This window comes from Burkholderia ubonensis subsp. mesacidophila, from assembly GCF_002097715.1.
In the GTDB taxonomy this organism is placed as follows: Bacteria; Pseudomonadota; Gammaproteobacteria; order Burkholderiales; family Burkholderiaceae; genus Burkholderia; species Burkholderia mesacidophila.
Genome location: NZ_CP020738.1, coordinates 2,382,874 through 2,402,240, shown reverse-complemented (window position 1 = coordinate 2,402,240; position 19,367 = coordinate 2,382,874). Strand labels below are relative to the sequence as shown.

Sequence of the window (19,367 nt, the reverse complement as noted above, 5' to 3'; positions counted from 1 at the left end):
CTGCCGGAAGGTCCGAAACGCCATCCGACGCGCTTTTCGTTCCGCTCATCGAATACGCGGCGCTTGACGTCGATTTTTTTAGCTGTCCATGACGCGGTGCATCGATTTATTGATGAATTATTTCTTCGTAAGATGGCCCGACCGTCGCGCCTGACGGCGTGCAGCAAGGCGCCGCGCAAGACGGAATCGGTCAACAGACAGGCAAGAACATGTGCGGAATCGACGGCTTTCTGAACAGCGCCGCTTTCGATGAGGAGACTGCGCGCGCGACGCTCGCGCGGATGACGGCTAGCCTCGCGCATCGCGGGCCCGACGCGCAGGGAACCTGGCTCGATGCGCAAGCCGGGATCGCGCTCGGCCACCGGCGGCTCGCGATCGTCGACCTGTCGGTGCACGGCCGCCAGCCGATGGCGTCGGCATGCGGACGCTTCGTCCTCGTCTTCAACGGCGAAATCTACAACCACCAGGCATTGCGCGCGGAGCTGGAGCGTACCGGCCGCGCGCCGGCGTGGCGCGGACACTCGGACACCGAAGTGCTGCTCGCGGCGGTCGCCGCGTGGGGCGTCGAGGCGGCGCTGCGCCGCGCGACCGGCATGTTCGCGTTCGCGCTCTGGAACCGCGCGTCGCGCGTGCTGACGCTCGCGCGCGACCGGATCGGCGAGAAGCCGCTCTATTACGGCCGGATCGGCGACGCGCTGGTGTTCGCGTCCGAGCTGAAGGCGCTGCGCAGCTATCCGGGCTTCGACGGCGCGATCGACCGCGACGCGCTGTGCCTGTACCTGCGGCAGTCGAGCGTGCCCGCGCCTCACACGATTTATCGCGGCATCCACAAGCTGCCGCCCGGGACGTTCGTCCAGTTCGAGCATGCGCGCGACACGCCGCGCCTGCGTGCGTACTGGTCGCTCGAGCAGGCGATCGACGCAGGGCGCGCGGAGCCGTTCGAGGGCAACGAGCAGGCGGCGGTCAGCCAGCTCGACGCGATCCTGCGCAAGGCCGTCGCGCAGCAGATGGAGGCCGACGTGCCGCTCGGCGCGTTCCTGTCGGGCGGCGTCGATTCGTCGACGATCGTGGCGCTGATGCAGGCGCAATCGGCGACGCCGGTCGACACGTTCACGATCGGCTTCCACGAGGCCGGCTACGACGAGGCCGGCTATGCGAAGGCGGTCGCGCGGCACCTCGGCACGCGGCATACCGAGCTGTACGTGACCGCGGATCACGCGCTCGCGGTCGTGCCGAAGCTGCCGTCGATCTACGACGAGCCGTTTTCGGACGCGTCGCAGATCCCGACCTTCCTCGTCGCCGAACTGACGCGCCGCCACGTGAAGGTGAGCCTGTCCGGCGACGGCGGCGACGAGCTGTTCGGCGGCTACACGCGCTATTTCCTGACGCCGCGCCTGTGGCGCAAGCTGCATCGCGTGCCGGCGGCCGTGCGCGCGCGGATCGCCGCCGCGTTGCATGCGCTGCGGCCCGATCACGCCGACCAGCTCGCGGCGGTTGCGCAGAACGCGTGGAGCGGCGCCGAAGCGCGCGAGACCCCGCCGCGCATCGGCGACCGGCTGCACAAGCTCGGCCATGTGATGACCGCCGAGAGCCGCATCGGGCTGTACCGGCTGCTGATGTCGGCGGTGCATCATCCGGAGCGCATCGCGCTTGCGGGGCAGGAGCCGCCGACGCCGCTCGACACCGCGAGCGCGTGGCCCGCCGACCTGACCTTCGCCGAGCAGGCGATGGCGATCGACACGCTCACGTACCTGCCGACCGACATCCTGACCAAGGTCGATCGCGCGGCGATGGCCGTCAGCCTCGAAACGCGGATGCCGTTCCTCGATCACCACGTCGTCGAATTCGCTTGGCGGCTGCCCGCGGCGGTGCGTTTGCCGGACGGCCAGTCGAAGGTGCTGCTGCGCCGCCTGCTCGATGCGTACGTGCCTTCGTCGCTGATCGACCGGCCGAAGCAGGGCTTCTGCGCGCCGATCGATCACTGGCTGCGCGGCTCGCTGCGCGACTGGGCGGAGACGCTGCTGCATCCCGCGCGGCTGCGCGAGGAGGGCTTCTTCGACGCGGCGGCGGTCGAGCGCCTGTGGCGGCAGCACCAGACCGGCCGGATGAACTGGCAGCATCAGCTGTGGACGGTGCTGATGTTCCAGGCGTGGCTCGAGGCGCAGCGCGCGACGTGACGCAGCGTACGCGAGCCGTGCGCGGCCCGCGCGTGGGGAGCGATCAGACGTAGTCGGCGACCCTGTCGTGCTGCGACACGGCGCGCACGACGGGCGCCGGTTCGTGGCGCTCGGCGTGCGTCATCGCCGCGCCGAACAGCACGAGCCGATAGCCGACCGCGTAGATCGGGATGATCCGCAGGTTCTTGTCATGGTCGAGGCGCAGCTTCGCGCGGATGCGCGAGATGTGCGTGTCGAGCGTGCGCGACGACACGCCGAGCTCGCGGCCCCAGACCGCTTCCTGGATCGCCTGGCGCGGCACGATCTTGTTCATGTTGTCGAGCAGGAATTCGACCACGTCGAATTCGCGCGGCGTGACGTCGACCAGTTTGTCGTCGATCTCGATCGTGCGGCGCACGAAGTTGATCTTGATGTTGTCGATGTACAGGTATTTGCAATCCATGTCGGCCCTCGTATGTCCGTTAAAGGAGTGTTTGCCGATGGATTACTGCAAATTCCGGGCCATGCAGATCGACGCGCGCGGCGCGACGTTGCGCCGGGTGGCGGTAAGCCGCGTCGCTGTTGAATCTAAAAGAATTTTTAACGCGGCGCGGATGGGCGCGGGCGATGCGCCGCTGAAGGATTGTTACGTAGCATCGGCGGGGGACGTTACGGGCGTTACGTCGGACGTAACGCCGGGGGACGGTGACGGGCCGTCGACAGCGGCTGCGCCGAAGCCGAGCGGTGGAGCCAGCCGGTGCGCATGCCGGAACAGCGCGCCGGTCCGCCCCGCGCGAGACGCTTAGGGGAACCGGCGCGCCGCACCGTCACGCCTTCGCCGCATCCCCCGCATCGAACGGCAGCGTGTAATGCCGCTTGCCCGTCGCCGCGAAGATCGCGTTCGCGACGGCCGGCCCGACCGGCGCGACGCCGGGCTCGCCGACGCCGGTCGGCGCCTCGGCCGACGGCACGATGTAGACCTCGACCTTCGGCATCTCGGCGATGCGCAGCACCTGGTAGCCGTCGAAGTTGCGCTGCTCGACCCGGCCGTCCTTCAGCGTGATCGCGCTGTGCATCACCGCGCCGAGCCCGAAGCCGATGCCGCCTTCCATCTGCGCGGCGACGATGTCGGGGTTGATCGCGATCCCGCAGTCGACCGCGCAGACGATGCGCTCCACCTTCACCTTGCCGTCCGCGCCGACCGACACCTCGGCGACCTGCGCGACGTAGCTCTTGAACGCCTCGGCCACCGCGATCCCGCGCCCGCGACCCTTCGGCAGCGGCTTCGCCGGATCCCAGCCGGCCTTCTCGGCCGCCAGCTCGAGCACCGCGCGCATGCGCGGCTCCTTCGCGAGCAGGTCGCGGCGGAACGCGTACGGGTCCTTGCCCGCGGCGTGCGCGGCTTCGTCGATGAACGCCTCGACCGCATACGCCGTGTGCGAGCTGCCGACGACGCGCCACCACAGCACCGGCACGCCGGCCTTCGTGGTGGTCAGCTCGACCGACACGTTCGGCACGGCGTACGGCAGGTTCGCCGCGCCCTCGACCGACGTCGCGTCGATCCCGTTCTTGACCATGAACGGCTCGAACGGCGTGCCGGTGAGGATCGACTGGCCGACGATCCGGTGCCGCCAGCCGACCAGCTTGCCGTCCGCGGTCAGCCCCGCGTCGAGCTTGTGGACGTACATCGGTCGGTAGAGGCCGCCCTGGATGTCGTCCTCGCGCGTCCACTGCAGCTTGACCGGCTTGCCGTTCGCGCCGAGCGCCTTCGCGATCGACACGGCCTCGACCACGTAGTCCGACCACGCGTTCGCGCGCCGGCCGAAGCTGCCGCCCGCGTACATCGTGTGGATCTTCACCTGCTCGGGCTTCAGGCCCGCGACCTGCGCGGCATTGGCCTGGTCGACGGTCTGGAACTGGTCGCCGGCCCAGATCTCGCAGCCGTCGGGCGTCAGCTTGACCACCGCGTCGAGCGGCTCCATCGGCGCGTGCGCGAGGTACGGGAATTCGTACGACGCGCTGAGCTTGCGCGCCGCGCCGGCGATCGCGGCATTGGCGTCGCCGTCCTTGCGGGCCGGCGCGCCGGGCTGGTTCGCAAGCTGCCGGTATTCGTGCAGGATCGCGTCCGAGCTGCGCTTCTCGGCGTGCGTCTCGTCCCATTCGACCTTCAGCGCGTCGCGGCCCTGTTTCGCGGGCCAGAAGCCCGTTGCGACCACTGCGACGCCGCGCGGCACCTGCACGACCGACACGACGCCCGGCACCGCCGTCGCGCCCGACGCGTCGAACGACTTGACGGTGGCGCCGAAGCGCGGCGGCCGCTGCAGCAGCGCGACCAGCATCCCCGGAAACGCGACGTCGAGCGTGAACTGCGCGGTGCCGTTCGACTTCGGCGCGGCGTCGACGCGCGGAATCCGGTGGCCGATCAGGCGAAACTCGGCGGGCTGCTTCAGCGTCACGTTCGCCGGGACCGGCAGCTTCGCGGCTTGCGCGACGAGCGCGCCGTAGCTGGCCTGCTTGCCGGTCTTCGCATGCGTGACGAAGCCGTCCTTCGTCGTCAGCTCGCCGGCCGGCACTCCCCAGCGTGCCGCGGCGGCCGACACGAGCATCGCGCGGGCCTTCCCGCCGGCTTCGCGCAACTGCTGCCACGAGTTCGCCATCGCCGAGCTGCCGCCCGTGCCCTGCATCGTGCCGAACGCAAGGTTCGCGTAGCGTTTCGCGTCGGCAGGCGCGCTCTCGACGCGCACGCTCGACCAGTCGGCGTCCAGCTCTTCGGCGACGATCGTCGCGATGCCGGTGTATGCGCCCTGGCCCATCTCGACGTGCTTGGCGACGACGGTGACGATGCCGTCGGGCGTGATGCGCAGGAACGCGTTCGGCGCAAATTCGGCGGCAGGCGCCGTCGCGGCGAGCGCGCGGCGGCCCAGGCCGAACCATTCGAAGCCGATCGTCAGGCTGACAGCGGTGGCGCCGGCGGCCTTCAGGAAGGTGCGGCGGGCTGCGTTCGGGGAATCGATTCCGGTCGTCATGATCATGCCCCCAGGGTTGCCGCGGCGTCGTGGATCGCGGCGCGGATGCGGGCATAGGTCGCGCAGCGGCAGATGTTGCCGTTCATCGCGGCGTCGATGTCGGCATCGGTCGGCTTCGGGTTCTGTTCGAGGAGGGCGGTTGCGGACATGATCTGCCCGGACTGACAATAGCCGCATTGCGGCACCTGCAGCTTGACCCACGCGGCCTGCACGGCCTGGGCGGGCTTGCTCTGAAGTCCTTCGATCGTCGTGACGTGCTTGCCCGCGATGCCGGCGAGCGGCAGCACGCACGAGCGCACGGCCTGGCCTTCGAGATGGATCGTGCACGCGCCGCACTGCGCCATTCCGCAGCCGAACTTGGTGCCCGTGAGGCCGGCGTGTTCGCGGATCGCCCAGAGGACGGGCGTCGTCGGATCGACATCGAGCGTGACGTTCTTGCCGTTGAGGACAAACGATGTGGACATGGGGTGTGTCTCCGTGGGGAAAACCCGGTGCGAAGCCCGGATAGGCGGCAGTGTGCGCGACGGTGCGGTTTTTTCGTCTACCTAATTCTGCAAATTTCTTGAACGATCCTGCAAATCCCCGTCGCGACCGCGTGGGCTTCGCTAAGCTCCCGCGACACGGGGAAATGGATGAACCGAGGGAATCCTGATGGACATGACCGATATGGCTGCGTCGCGTGAATCCGGGCGGCGCGAACTGGCGGCGCTGATCAGCCGCTTTGCGCCGGTCGACGGCTCGCATGCGACGGCGATCTCGGCGCTGGCGTTTCACAAGCATACCCATCCGGTCGATCTCGGCTGCGGCGTGTCGCGCGCCGCGTTCGTGCTTGCCGCGCAGGGCGCGAAGCGCGTGGTGGTCGCCGACCAGGCCTATGAATACGACGCGCAGCATTGCCTGATTACGTCGATCGACTTGCCGATCCTCTCGCGGGTGACGAAGGCGTCGCCGGACGCGCCGTATCTGTGCCTGTCGTTCGCGCTCGATCCGCAGCGGGTCGTCGAGCTGGCGGCGGAGATGCGGCTGCCCGACGCGCAGCCCGGGCCGGAAGGCGAGGGGATCGCGCTGGCCGAGCTGACGCCGCCGTTGCTCGATGTCGCGTTGCGGCTGGTGCGGCTGCTCGATGCGCCGGCCGACATTCCGGTGATGGCGCCGCTGATCGAGAAGGAGCTGATCTACCGGCTGATGACGAGCGAGCAGGGCACGCGGCTGCGACACATGGCGGTGGCGGGGAGCCAGACGCACCGGATCGCGCGCGCGATCGAGTGGATCCGCGATCACTTCGCGGAGCCGATGCGGGTGGAGGCGCTGGCGCAGGTCGTCAACATGAGCGTGTCGTCGCTGCATCATCACTTCAAGAACGTGACGACGCTGAGTCCGCTGCAGTATCAGAAGCAGCTGCGGCTGCACGAGGCGCGCAGGCTGCTGTTGCGGCAGGGCGGGGACGTCGGGTCGGTGGCCGCGAGCGTCGGGTATGAGAGCGCGTCGCAGTTCAGCCGCGAATACAGCCGGCTGTTCGGCGCGCCGCCGTTGCGGGATGTCGTGCAGTTGCGGCGCAAGGAGTGGTTGGGATGAACCCCGCGGCAGGCTGATGAGGTCGCTATCGGGGGCAGCTTGAGCGCGATAATTGCGCTCACAAAAAAGCGCTCGGGAACCTGGCGTCCTTCTCGTCGATGGCCGCCGCTACGGGCTATCGGAAAACAAGCGCAGATATGCCTGACAAAATCACTGCAACCGATGTTGCAGAAGAAATGACCCGGGTCCGGATCGACGGTACGGGTGAGTTCAATTCCAGCATGGACCCGAAGAGGCCGAGTCTGTCACGCCTGGATCGCCAACCACACCGTGTCGTATCGGCTCTGGATCATTCACAGACTTGATGTGCACGCGAAACCCAAATGACTTGTCGTAAGATTGCGTGGCTTCGAATTGCACGAGGGTTCGATGAGTGAGACCACGGGAAAAAAATTCAATCACGAAGTGACCAGAGGGTTGCTTGCAGGCTGGGCCACAGCAAATGAACGCCGCGATCCCGGCATATGGTACTGGGACTTGGCAGGCGCAGGCGTCGCTCCCGAATTCGAAGAGGGCAGGCGCGCGAAATTTGCGGGTGTTGACTCGCTTTATGTGGGAGACGTTGGCGGCCGGCCGCTCGACGTGACGATTGAAAATCGACTCGCCAGATATGAAAGCGATCTGGTGCGCCTGGCTCGCGCACTATGGGACAAAACCCTGCTTGCTGGGGATGCTGGCCAAGGCGTGATGAAAAGGGCCCTTCTCGGGATTTTCGGTTATGTGAATCGCGGTGCTTGGTCGGTATTGGGTACGAGCAGTTTTCTTTCCCTGTCCGATCAGGCACGGCTTGAGTACCTCAACGAACAATTCACCGCGGCGGCGCGGTCATTCGCCGGCTGGGACTTCCTTTTCTTCAAGGATTCGAAAACGCGGCTGCTGATTTGCGATTCGCCGTTGTTCGACCTGCGAGCCGCGGCAGATCGAATGGATGGCATGGATAGCAGATGTTGTCTGATGCCATTAGGCCCGCGCGGTGCGGTCGTTGCCTGGAAATCGGAACGCAAACTCCCCGAGATCCCGGTATTGCACTGGTTCGACCGTTTCGATCCAGACGTTCTGGGCATCGAAACCCGTCTCGTTGAGGGGCCGCTGCCGGATAAGCTGGCTGAGATGTGCAACACATTTGCATTGCACCGCGCGCGACGCTGGATCGCGGCGAGCAGCGAGAATGAGTTGCTCGCCCATTCGAAATTCTTGCAGCCGACCGAAGTCGAACAGCGGGTCAACACCGATACCCTGGTTGTCTACACGCCGGCCAGCCACATTGCGCGATCGAAACTTTCATGAGTATTTCGTTCTGTATAAATCGCGTCGTTTTTCGTTCGTGCATTTTCCAATAACACACAAACCAGCTACTCGGGGATAAACGTGGCAAAAGACTGGAACTACACAGTGCTGCTATCGAGAATTGATGAATCGATCAAGCAGGAATTCTATCTGGAGGCAAGCTGGCTCGTCTATGCGATTCTCGAGGACCGGTTGGTTTCCGCTCTCGACGAGACGGGCGGTGCGGTGACCGCGAATGGAAAGCCAATCCGGATGCTGGGGCCAAAGCTAGTCGCGCTCGAGGCGCGCAGGCAGGAAACGCTCAATCTGCGGAAAGCATTTTTCGGTGACATGCTCAGCAAGCTGGACGCGTGGAAAGAGCAACGCAACGAACTGATGCACGCGATGGCCGACGAATCCAAGGAAATCCCGGAAATCGATGCGTTTGCCGCCAGGGTCGCAATCAGCGGCCGTGAACTGGCTCGCGATTTCTGCTCCGCATGTCGGCGCCTTAAAAAATTCAACAGTGCCTGATTTGATCTGTCGCTGCGCCAGACGATTGTTACCGATTCGAGGCGAGTGAATTGGGCGGGGGCGAATTGGCCGGATTGATGATCATTTAAAAAAAGAGAAATATATGCATCTGGAGCGGAAAGCAAGGCAGCATTATGTTGCGAGATTCTACCTGAAGCGCTGGCAGGCGGAGGGTAGGAAGAAAAGAATGTGGGTCAAGAGCAAGGAGGAAAATAAAACATACTCGATTACAAATTTGAGCTCGGTATGTCAAAAGAGAGATTTTTATAAGATTGATGTTGATGAGGTGGTGTACGGCATGCTCGATTATAAGTATGGGCATTTGCTGGATGAGCCGGTAGTCGGCGAAATGATGGCGTGCTTCGATGCCTTGCGAAGGGTCGATTCCTACATGTCGAGAAAGCTGCCGAAGCATGAAAAGCTCGGCGTTCTCGGAAACAATTTCATTGAGGATCGCTATTGTGAAATCGAGAACAAGATCGCGTTGGCGCTGACGAACATCGTCGATGCAAAAGAAAAGATCGTCGAGGTCCTGCAGCAAGATTTGGTCGGGTACTACTCTGACTTGCTCGGGTTGTTCTGCACGCAGCATTTCAGGACTTTGAGGGCGCGCGCGAACATGCTTTCGAATATCAAGGGGATGGTCCTTGAGCGAGACGGGGAGACGGTGCCGCTGACCGATGAGCAAATGGAGACGACTGTCAAGGCGATCATGTTCGTCGAGTCTTTACGTCTCGTGGAAAATCTGCGCCGGCAGGATGTCACTATTTCGCTGAATTTCAATGCGTCGGGGGTGGACCTGCTGACATCGAGTGCGCCAACCATCCTTCTTCCAGGCGGGACGAATGCGTCCGGGTTCAACGACGGTCTTTACGGTTTCATGGCGTTGAGCCCGGGTCTCTCGATGAGCATTTCGAAGGGCGCCGGGAAAAAAAGAGCAATCGAGATTGGACGGTCGGATATTGCGGCGGTGAATTTTGTCAATCGCCTTATCTATGACCGGTCGGATCGCGATGTTTACTCCACCAGCCTCCGGCAACTGAGCGATCTGGAGGCCGACTGATCAGACCTGGCAATCCGACCGCCCGCTGAGTCGGCGCATCCCGCTGTCATCAAATATTTGCTCAAGACGACCCGCCGCATGCCGATAAGTCAGGTGTCGATTCCGTTTCATCACGAGTCGAGTCAACGACGACAGACTGGCCGGACAAACCGGCCACTCCACGACTCCACCGGATCGACCCGACACGCACGACATAAAAAAACGCATCCGGGGGTAACGTGGCAGAGTGCAGCAATTGCGGCAAGACATTCTTCATCGGCGGCCAGACGATCGACCGCCACCGCTATTGCGGCGCGCAATGCGCGCAAGCGCACTCGGTGCTCGTCATCGCCGAGCGCCTGCCCGCCGTCACGGTGCATCAATACGTCGACGACTGCCGGCACGGCCCGTGCCCGATCTGCAAGCGCGAGGACGGCCCCATCGACGTCCACGCGGTCCATCGGGTCGTGTCGCTGGTGTTCGTCACGCAATGGGCGACGCGCCGGCACGTCTGCTGCCGGCGCTGCGGCCGCAAGAAGCAGGCGATGGCGATTCTCACGTCCGCATTGTGGGGATGGTGGGGGCTGCCGTGGGGCGTCGTGTTGACGCCGATTCAGATCGTGCGCAACGTCCTCGGTTTCGCGCGACGCGAGCCCGCCACAGCGACGCAGCAATTCGAGCTGACCGTGCGGCGCAGGCTGGCCGCGCATCATCTGCGGCGCGCGCAGCATGCCGCCGAGCCGAGTCCGAGTCCGGAGATGGTATGACGGCATCCCGCCGTGCCCGCACGACGAGATGCCGATCGATCGAAGTCCTCCCGATTGCCGTTACTTCACGAGCGCCCTCAGGCTATCGACGATTTCCGGGTTGGCGAGCGTCGATACGTCGCCAGGGTCCTGATGGTTCGACAGCGCCGCGAGCACGCGCCGCATGATCTTCCCCGACCGGGTCTTCGGCATGTCCGGGACGATCAGCACGCGATGCGGCTTCGCGATCGATCCGATCCGCTCGACCACCGATTCCGACACCTGCTTTGCCACTTCCTTCGACGCTTCCACGCCGGGCTTCAACGACACGTACAGTTCCGGCACCTTGCCCTTGATCTCGTCGGTGACCGGCACGACCGCCGCTTCGACTACGTCAGGCACCAGCAGCGCCGCCGACTCGATCTCCTTGGTGCCGAGCCGGTGGCCCGCGACGTTGATCACGTCGTCGATGCGGCCGAGGATCCGGAAATAGCCGTCCGCGGCATCGACGGCGCCGTCGCCCGCCATGTACGGCCAGTCGCGCCAGTCCTTGCTCTTCGGGTTACGGCAGTAGCGGCTGTAGTACGTCGACACGAAGCGCTCCGGGGCTTTCCAGATGGTCTGGAACGCGCCGGGCCACGGGTTGCGGATGCAGATGTTGCCGGCCTTGCCGGACCCCTGCGGCAGCTCGTTGCCGTCATCGTCGTAGATCACCGGATGAATGCCGGGAATCCCCGGGCCGGCGCTGCCCGGTTTCATCTTGTGCAGCGCCGGCACGGTGCTGCACAGGAAGCCGCCGGTTTCCGTCTGCCACCACGTATCGACGATCACGGCCTCGCCCTTGCCGACCGTCCGGTGATACCACTTCCACACTTCCGGCTCGATCGGCTCGCCGACGGTCGTCATGTGCTTGAAGCGATAGTGGTACTTCGCGGGCTCGTCCGGCCCGGCGCGCCGCAGTGCGCGGATCGCCGTCGGCGACGTGTGGAAGATGTTGACCCCGAGCTGCTCGGCAATGCGCCACGGCCGGCCGGGGTCGGGGTAGACCGGCACGCCTTCGTAGATGACCGTCGAGGTCGCGAGCGCGAGCGGGCCGTAGACGATGTACGAATGCCCGGTGATCCAGCCGATGTCGGCCATGCACCAGTACACGTCCTCGGGATGGATGTCCTGGATGTATTTCGAGGTCCACGCCACGTACGACAGGAAGCCGCCGGTGGAGTGCTGGCAGCCCTTCGGGCGTCCGGTGGTGCCGCTCGAGTACATGAGGAACAGCGGCGCTTCCGCCGGCATCTCGACGGGGTCGACCGTCTTGCCGCGGAACGGCTTGAGGGCGTCGTTGACGATCACGTCGCGGCCTTCGACGAGCGGCGTCGGGCTCGAGTACCGGTCCGGATAGCGCTGCCAGACCAGCACCTTCTCGGCCTTGTGGCCTTTCGCGGCCGCCTCGGCGAACGCGATGTCCGCCTTTTCCTTGTGATCGAGCAGCTTGCCGCCGCGGTAGTAGGCATCCATCGTGATCAGCAGGCGGCTTTCCGAATCCAGGATGCGGTCGGCGCACGCCGCGCCGCTGAAGCCGCTGAACACCTGCGAATGAATCACCCCGAGCCGCGCGCAGGCGAGCATCGTGATCGGCAATTCGGCCACCATCGGCATGTGCAGCGTGACGCGATCGCCGGCCTTCAGGCCGAACACGTCACGCAACAGCGCGGCGAATTCGTTGACGCGGACGTAGAGCTCCTGGTACGTCACGTGCTGGACCGCCTCGGCTTCGAGTTCGGGCACGAAATGGATCGCGGTCTTGTTGCGGTACTTCGGCAGATGGCGATCCACGCAGTTGTAGCACGCGTTGAGCTTGCCGCCGACGAACCAGCGCCAGAACGGCGGATGGCTCGCGTCGAAGGTCGTCTCCCAATACTTGTACCAGTCGAGCAGGTCCGCGAACTCCTTGAAGCATTCGGGAAACTTGTCGAGGGAGAAGCGCTCGAACACGCCCGGGTCGGTCAGGTTGGCCTGGCCGATGAACGAGGCGGGCGGCAGGAAGTAATCCTCCTCGGGCCAGTGGACGGCGATTTGCGCCTCGGAAACGTCGGCCGCGTGCGATTCGGCGGCAGCGCGGTGCGACGACTTGTCTCGTGACATGACAGATCCTCCTTTCTCCCAGGTGCCTGGAGCACGAAGCGGACGTGCTGCCGGCGGCGGCGCGTCATGGGTCCGTCTTTCACGGGTCGAGGCACCAGGTGCGATGGGGTGCGTGAGCTACATGACGAAATCCGGTTCAGGACCGATGCGATGGCCGGCGGCGCCGGCCGGCGCGTCCGATGCGCGCCCGCCGGTCCGCCGGTGGGTCACGCCGCTCGCGGATGGCCTTGCGACCAGTCGTGCGTCGGGAGCACGGTATGGCCGAAGGCTTCGTTGATGATCATGGCCGCCGATGCGTAGAACGCCAGCAGCGCGGTCACGAGGCCCGTGTAGCCGCCGATCTGCGTGGCCAGGCTCGACCCGGTCCAGGCGCCGATCGCCAGCATCAGGAACGTGATCCACAACGACAGGAATACGAGTTGCACGGACGTGCTCGTGTGCAGCGAGCCGATCCACATGTAGAACGTGAAGACGCCCCACGCCATCAGGTACCAGCCGACGAACGACTCCGGCACCTTCGTGCCCAGGAACGCGACGAACAGCGCGAAGGACCACCAGAAGGCGCCATAACTGAGGAACGCCACGGTGCCCAGCGTGTTGCCGCGCGGAAACTCCATCACGCCCGCGATCATTTGCGCGGTGCCGCCGAAAGCGAACGCGACCGCCAGCACGAGGCCCAGCGCGTCCGCGCTGTACCAGCCGGCGTTCACCATGCTGAGCAGCCAGGTCGTGAGTGCGAACCCGGCCAGTCCGAGCGGCGCCGGGTTGGAAAGCTTACTGTTCATAACCGCCTCCGTGGTGGTTTGCCCTCGAAACGAATCCGGAGACGATACGAATGCCTCGGTCGCCGCCGAACGCGACCGTGCGGTGCTCGCTATCGATGGCTGCTGGCTCGGAATATGCGTTTGACCCCTTTCGTGACGCAGCCTCATGCCGCCCTGCGCGGTCCAACTTAAGTGTAGGCCGCATCGCGCAAAGCGGAGCCGGATGGCATCGAATTCGCTAGCGGGCGACGGCGCTGCCGCCGCCTTCCCGTACGTCGGCACGGTTCCACCACCCGCCGCCCAGCGCCTGGAACAGCGCGACGACATCCGAGTAGCGCGCGACCCGCGCCTGGATCTCGCCGAGGCGGGCCTGCTGGTAGGTCCGTTGCGCGTCGAGCAGCGCGAGATGGCTGATCACGCCGATGCGGAACTGGCGTTGCGACGCGGCGAGGCTGTCCGCGGCGGCGCGTTCGGCGGCCACCTGGGCGTTGACCGCGTCAGCGTCCGATTGCAGCGCGCGCAGCGCATCCGCGACGTTCTGGAAGGCGGTGACGACCGTGACGCGGTACTGCGCCGCCGCTGCGTCGTAAGCGGCGATCGCCGCGCGCCGGCGATGCAGCAGCGTGCCGCCCTCGAAGAGCGGTTGCAGCAGCCCGGCGCCGATGTTCCAGACCGCCGTTCCCGGTCCGAACAGCGTCTGCGCGGTCTCGCTGCCGTAGGCGGCGCTGAGCGTCAGTTGCGGCAGCAGGTTGGCGGTGGCGACGCCGATCTCGGCGCTCGCGGCATGCAGCAGCGCTTCCGACGCACGCACGTCGGGGCGCTGTTCGACGAGTTGCGACGGCAGGCTGACGGGCAGCGTAGCGGGCAACTGCAACGCGTCGAGCTCGAATGTTTCCGTCGGCGCGTCGTTCGGGAAGCGGCCGAGATAGGCGGCGAGCTGGTTGCGCGTTTGCGCGAGCTGCTTCTGCAGCGGCGGCAGCGTGGCGCGCGCCTGCGCCAGCGCGGCGTCCTGCGCCAGCACCGCGGTATTGGCCGCGGCGCCGATCGCGAATTCGCGCTGCAGCCCGGCGAGCTGCTGCGTCTCGATGCCGACGATCTCCTGCGTCGCGGCGATCTGCGCGCGCAGCGACGCGTCCTGCAGCGCGGCCAGCACGACGTTCGAGATCAGCGTCAGGTAGCTGGCCTCGAGTTCGAACCGCTGGAATTCGGCCTGCGCCGCCAGCGCTTCGACCTGTCTGCGCGTGCCGCCCCAGACGTCGAGCAGATAGGTCACGTTCACCGACGCGCTCTTGAGCGTGAAGGGCGGGATCGCGTTGCCGTTGCCGACCGTAGCGGACGCCGTCTTTTCGCGCGTGACCGACGCGCCGGCGCTGAGCGTCGGAAAGAGGGCGCCTTCGGCCGCGAGACGCGTTTCGTTCGCCTCGCGCAGCGCTGCCTGTGCGGCTTGCAGGCTCGGGTTGGCCGCCAGCGCGCGCTCGATGATCGCGTTGAGCGCGGGTGAGCGGAACAGCGTCCACCAGTCGCCGGGCAGGTCGAGCCCCGGCACGAATTGCTGCGCTTCGCCGCCGTGGATATCGGACGCGACCGTCTGCGCCGGCAGCGGCTCGCGCGCATAGCCGCCGGCTCGAGGCGGCGCCGGCCGAACGAAGTCGGGCCCGACCGCGCAGCCGGCAAGCAGCGCGGTCGCAAGGGCGACGCCGGCGAGGCCGGAGCCGGCGCCGACGCAACGCGGGCGGGCGCGACGGGCGGTCATGGCGCGCGGCTCCCGGCCGGCGTCGGCCGCACCAGCGTGCCCGGGCCGAGCTTCAGCAGGTTGCCGACGACGACCGTTTCGCCGTCGGCCACGCCCTGGCGGACCGCGACGAGCGGCGGGTAGTCGGCGCCGAGCGCGACATAACGCTGTTCGACACGGTTGCCGGGGCCGACGACGTACACGTACTGGCCGAGCTGGTTCGAGCCGACGGCGACCTGCGGCACCAGCAGGGTGGCGGGCTGGTCGGCGACATGCAGGCGCACGTGGATGAACTGCCCCGGCAGCAGCGTATGGCGGGGGTTGTCGATCGTCGCGCGCGCGGTGATCGTGCCGGTGCCGCGCACGATGCTGTTGTCGAGCAGGGTCAGCCTGCCGTGGTATTGCGGCGCGCGCGCCTGGCCGACGGCGACCTCCGCCGGAATCGCGCCCTGCGCCTGGCGCGCCTGGATCGTGGGCAGGTCGGTGTCCGGCGGATTGAAGGTCGCGTAGATCGGGTCGAGCTGCACGAGGGTGTTCAGCTGCGTGCCCGCCGTGCTGATCAGCGCGCCTTCGTGGACGAGGCTCAGGCCGAGACGGCCGGCGAACGGCGCGCGGATTTCGGTGAATTGCAAATTGATCCGCGCCGTTTCGATCTGCGCGCGGTCCGCCGCGACGGCCGCGCGGTCCTGCTGCTCGGTGCTCGCGGATTGCTGCAGCGTGTCGGTCGAGACGTCGCCGCTCTCGTTCAGGACCGCATTGCGGCGATGGCTCGCGCTCGCGTAGTCGAGCGCGGCCGCGTCCTTTGCCGCCTGCGCGGTCGCCGCGTCGAGCGTCGCCTGATAGGTGCGCGGGTCGATCCGGTACAGCAGCGCGCGGGCAGCCACGTCGGCGCCGTCCGGCGCGGCCTGCTTCAACAGATAGCCGGTGACTTGCGCCTGGAGCGTGACGGTGCGAATCGCATCGGTGGTGCCGACATACTCGAGATAGACGGGCACCGTGCGCGTGACGACCTGCGTCACGGGCACGTCGATCGCGACGGCGGGGCGGGCCGGCGGCGGGTCGACGGCGGCGCGCTGCGCGCCGCGCGGAACGAGCAGCGCCGCGCCCAGCGCGACGGCAATCGCGGCGGCGGCAAGCAGCGCGAATCGGTGGGCTTTCATCATCGCCTCGCGCGCCGGTCATGCCGCGGGCGGCGGGCCGTGCTGCCCGTGGGCGCGTGCGAGCTTCTCGCGTATCGATTCGCGCAGCCGCTCGATCACCGAGTAGAAGATCGGCACGAAGCCGAGCGACAGCAGCGTCGCCGCGAGCATGCCGCCGACCACCGTGGTGCCGATCGACTGCCGGCTCGCGGCGCCGGCGCCCGTGGCGACCATCAGCGGGAGCGCGCCGAAGATGAACGCGAACGCCGTCATCAGGATCGGACGCAGCCGCAGGCGCGCCGCCTCGGTCACCGCGTCGACGATGTCGAGGCCGGCCTCGCGGCGCCGTTTCGCGAACTCGACGATCAGGATCGCGTTCTTCGCGGCGAGCCCGATCAGCAGCACGAAGCCGATCTGCGCGTAGATGTCGACCTGCATGCGGCGCAGCCACAGCAGCCCCAGCGCGCCGAACAGCGCGAGCGGCACCGTGAGGATGATCGTGAACGGCAGCGACCAGCTCTCGTACTGCGCCGCCAGGAACAGGAACACGAACACGATCGCGAGCGCGAACACGATGCCGGCGACCGAGCCGGCCTGCAGCTCCTGATAGGTGATGCCGGTCCAGTCGTAGCCGAAATCCGCGGGCAGCACGCGGGCGGCGCGCTGCATCGCGGCGATCGCCTGGCCCGAGCTGTAGCCGGGCGCCGCGCTGCCGGTGACCTCGGCAGCGCCGTACACGTCGTAGCGCGGCACCGTCTCCGGTCCGACCATCGGCCGGAGCTGCCCGAGGGTCGCGAGCGGCACCATGCCGCCCGCGGCATTGCGCACGTAGAGTCGCGACAGGTCGTCCTTGCTGCCGCGCGCGCGGCTGTCCGCCTGCACGACGACCTGGAAATTGCGGCCGAACAGCGTGACGTTGTTGACGAACAGCGAGCCGAGATAGATCTGCATCGTGCGGAACACGTCGTCGACGTTCAGGCCCAGCAGCTTCGCCTTGTCGCGATCGAGCCGGAAATCGAATTGCGGCGTCGACGTGTTGAAGCTGGTCAGCAGCGTGCGCGCGTCGAGCTCGGGCTGCCGGCGCGCTTCCGCGAGAAACGCATGCGTCGCCTCGTCGAGCGCGACGCTGCCGCGGCCCGTCAGGTCCTCGATCTCGAAATCGAAGCCGCCGAAGGTGCCGAGCCCGGAAATCGCCGGCGGGTTCAGCGCGAGCGACAGGGCTTCGGGAATCCGCGCGAGCCTGGGCTGCACCTGCGCAATCAGGCGGGCGACGCTTTGCCGCTCGCCGCGCTCGTCCCACGGCTTCAGGATCACGAACTGGGCGGCGCTGTTCGACGCGGTCGCGCGCGTCACGAAATTGAGGCCGCTGATCGACAGCACGTTGGCGACGCCCGGCGTCGCGCGCAGCAGCGCGCGGGTCTTCTCGATCACGGCTTCGGTGCGTTGCAGCGACGCGCCGTTCGGCAGCTGCGTGATCACGTAGAAATAGCCCGGGTCCTCGACCGGCAGGAACGCATGCGGAATCGTCGCATTCAGCAGCCAGGTGACGGCGAGCCCGCCCGCGAACAGCGCGAGCGCGAGCCAGCGCGCGCCGATCAGCCGGCGCACCGAGCCGGCGTAGTGCTGCCGCGTCCAGTCGAAGCCGCGGTTGAACACGCGGAACAGCACGAACCGCCGCGTTTCCCCCTGGCGCAGCAGCACCGCGCACAGGGCCGGGCTGAGCGTCAGCGAATTGAACGCCGACAGCATCACGGAGATCGCGATCGTCAGCGCGAACTGGTTGTACAGGCGGCCCGTGATGCCCGGCAGGAACGCGATCGGCACGAACACCGCGCCGAGCACCGCCGAGGTCGCGACGATCGGCCCCGTCACTTCGCGCATCGCCTGCTTGGCGGCCGCCATCGGCGCCAGCCCGCCCTGGAGCTGGCGCTCGACGTTCTCGACCACGACGATCGCGTCGTCGACGACGAGACCGATCGCGAGCACCATGCCGAGCAGGCTGACGGTGTTCAGCGAGAAGCGCAGCACCAGCATGATCGCGAGGGTGCCGACGAGCGCCACCGGAATCGCGATCATCGGAATCACCGTCGTGCGCCAGCTCTGCAGGAACAGGTACACGACGCCGAGCACGAGCAGCAGCGCGAAGCCGAGCGTCTTCGCCACTTCGGTCATCGACGCGGACACGAACATCGTGGTGTCGTAGGTGATGCCCCACGCCATGCCCTTCGGAAACCGCCGCGCGAGCGATTGCATCGTTGCCTTCACGCGCCGGTCGAGATCCAGCGCATTCGCGGTCGGCAGCTGGAACACGGCGATCAGCACGGCCGGGTTTTCGTTGACGGACGCGCTCGACGTGTATTGCTGCGCGCCCAGGTCGGTGCGCGCGACGTCGCGCAGGTGCACGGCGGCGTCGTTCGCGGTGCCGGCGCGCAGCACGATGCCGCCGAATTGCCGCGCATCGGCGAGCTGGCCCTGCGTGTTGATCTGATACTGGAACGGCGTGCCGGGCGGCGACGGCGCTTCGCCGAACTTGCCGGCCGCGACCTGCACGTTCTGGTCGAGGATCGCGTTCTGGATGTCGGTGGCGGTCATGCCGAGCGCGGCGAGCTTGTCCGGGTCGAGCCAGATGCGCATCGAATAGCGGCGCTCGCCGAAGATCGTGACGTCGCTGACGCCGGGCAGGCGCTTGAGCGCATCGACGACCTGCAGGTACGCGAAGTTGCTGAGCGTGACCGGGTCGATCGAACGATCGGGCGAATAGAGGTTCACGGCCAGCACGAAGTTCGGGTTCTGCTTCTGGATCGTGATGCCGGTCTGCGTGACGATGCCGGGCAGTTGCGCGGTGGCCTGCGACACGCGGTTCTGCACGTCGACCGCGCCGATGTTGATGTCGTAGCCGACGTCGAACGTGACCGTGATCGTCGAGCTGCCGTCGTTCGCGCTGACCGACGAGATGTAGCTCATGCCCTCGACGCCGTTGATCTGCGCTTCCAGCGGAGTGGTCACGGTGTCCGCGACGACTTGCGCGCTGGCGCCCGTATAGGTCGACTTGACGAGCACCTGGGGCGGCGTGATTTGCGGAAAGCGCTCGACCGGCAGGTTGAACCACGCAATGAGGCCCGCGAGCACCATGACGATGGCGATCGATGACGCGAAGACCGGACGCTCAATGAAGAAGTCGACCATTGACCGCGCCCCTGTGGGTCGGGTAGGTTTGCCGTGCGTGGAACAGGAAACGCAACGGT

14 protein-coding genes are annotated in these 19,367 nt (G+C 66.5%); 6 read left to right on the top strand and 8 right to left on the bottom strand.

The window, feature by feature from the left end:
* Positions 1-209: 209 nt before the first annotated feature.
* Positions 210-2,177, top strand: a complete 1,968-nt coding sequence (asnB, locus tag B7P44_RS28220) for an asparagine synthase (glutamine-hydrolyzing) (RefSeq protein WP_084909170.1) — start codon at positions 210-212, stop codon at positions 2,175-2,177.
* A gap of 43 nt (positions 2,178-2,220) precedes the next feature.
* Here asnB and B7P44_RS28215 read toward each other — a convergent pair whose 3' ends face one another.
* From B7P44_RS28215 to B7P44_RS28205, 3 genes are all read right to left on the bottom strand, one after another.
* Positions 2,221-2,619 carry a winged helix-turn-helix domain-containing protein gene (locus B7P44_RS28215; RefSeq protein WP_084909169.1) on the bottom strand — a complete coding sequence of 133 codons (399 nt, stop codon included), beginning with the start codon at positions 2,617-2,619 and terminating at the stop codon, positions 2,221-2,223.
* A 364-nt stretch (positions 2,620-2,983) separates the two neighbouring features.
* On the bottom strand, positions 2,984-5,182 hold the full coding sequence (locus B7P44_RS28210) for a xanthine dehydrogenase family protein molybdopterin-binding subunit (protein ID WP_084910069.1): 2,199 nt from the start codon (positions 5,180-5,182) through the stop codon (positions 2,984-2,986).
* Between the two features lie 2 nt (positions 5,183-5,184).
* Entirely contained in the window at positions 5,185-5,646 is a 462-nt protein-coding gene (locus B7P44_RS28205; protein ID WP_084909168.1) for a (2Fe-2S)-binding protein, read from the bottom strand.
* A 187-nt stretch (positions 5,647-5,833) separates the two neighbouring features.
* Here B7P44_RS28205 and B7P44_RS28200 point away from each other — a divergent pair, with 187 nt between their 5' ends.
* The 5 genes from B7P44_RS28200 to B7P44_RS28180 all read left to right on the top strand — a co-directional run bounded on the left by B7P44_RS28200 (position 5,834) and on the right by B7P44_RS28180 (position 10,366).
* Positions 5,834-6,757, top strand: a complete 924-nt coding sequence (locus B7P44_RS28200) for an AraC family transcriptional regulator (RefSeq protein WP_084909167.1) — start codon at positions 5,834-5,836, stop codon at positions 6,755-6,757.
* A 369-nt stretch (positions 6,758-7,126) separates the two neighbouring features.
* Positions 7,127-8,044, top strand: coding sequence for a hypothetical protein (locus B7P44_RS36780; RefSeq protein WP_133117927.1), 918 nt, complete (start codon positions 7,127-7,129; stop codon positions 8,042-8,044).
* 81 nt (positions 8,045-8,125) lie between these two features.
* Entirely contained in the window at positions 8,126-8,557 is a 432-nt protein-coding gene (locus B7P44_RS28190) for a hypothetical protein (RefSeq protein ID WP_084909165.1), read from the top strand.
* Between the two features lie 103 nt (positions 8,558-8,660).
* Positions 8,661-9,620, top strand: coding sequence for a DUF4238 domain-containing protein (locus B7P44_RS28185; RefSeq protein WP_084909164.1), 960 nt, complete (start codon positions 8,661-8,663; stop codon positions 9,618-9,620).
* Between the two features lie 218 nt (positions 9,621-9,838).
* The gene (locus B7P44_RS28180) at positions 9,839-10,366 is read left to right on the top strand and encodes a hypothetical protein (protein ID WP_084909163.1); all 528 of its coding nucleotides are present in this window, start codon (positions 9,839-9,841) and stop codon (positions 10,364-10,366) included.
* A 60-nt stretch (positions 10,367-10,426) separates the two neighbouring features.
* On the opposite strand, the gene acs is transcribed toward B7P44_RS28180, so the two are convergent.
* The 5 genes from acs to B7P44_RS28155 form a co-directional block, all read right to left on the bottom strand.
* Positions 10,427-12,487 (bottom strand): acetate--CoA ligase, encoded by a 2,061-nt coding sequence (gene acs, locus B7P44_RS28175; protein ID WP_084909162.1) that lies wholly within the window; start codon positions 12,485-12,487, stop codon positions 10,427-10,429.
* Positions 12,488-12,693: 206 nt separating this feature from the next.
* Positions 12,694-13,272 carry an acetate uptake transporter gene (locus tag B7P44_RS28170; protein WP_084909161.1) on the bottom strand — a complete coding sequence of 193 codons (579 nt, stop codon included), beginning with the start codon at positions 13,270-13,272 and terminating at the stop codon, positions 12,694-12,696.
* Between the two features lie 217 nt (positions 13,273-13,489).
* The gene (locus B7P44_RS28165; RefSeq protein ID WP_084909160.1) at positions 13,490-15,004 is read right to left on the bottom strand and encodes an efflux transporter outer membrane subunit; all 1,515 of its coding nucleotides are present in this window, start codon (positions 15,002-15,004) and stop codon (positions 13,490-13,492) included.
* Entirely contained in the window at positions 15,001-16,143 is a 1,143-nt protein-coding gene (locus B7P44_RS28160; RefSeq protein WP_084910068.1) for an efflux RND transporter periplasmic adaptor subunit, read from the bottom strand. The genes B7P44_RS28165 and B7P44_RS28160 overlap by 4 nt, the downstream gene beginning before the upstream one ends.
* An 18-nt stretch (positions 16,144-16,161) precedes the next feature.
* Entirely contained in the window at positions 16,162-19,308 is a 3,147-nt protein-coding gene (locus B7P44_RS28155) for an efflux RND transporter permease subunit (RefSeq protein ID WP_084909159.1), read from the bottom strand.
* Positions 19,309-19,367 lie beyond the last annotated feature (59 nt).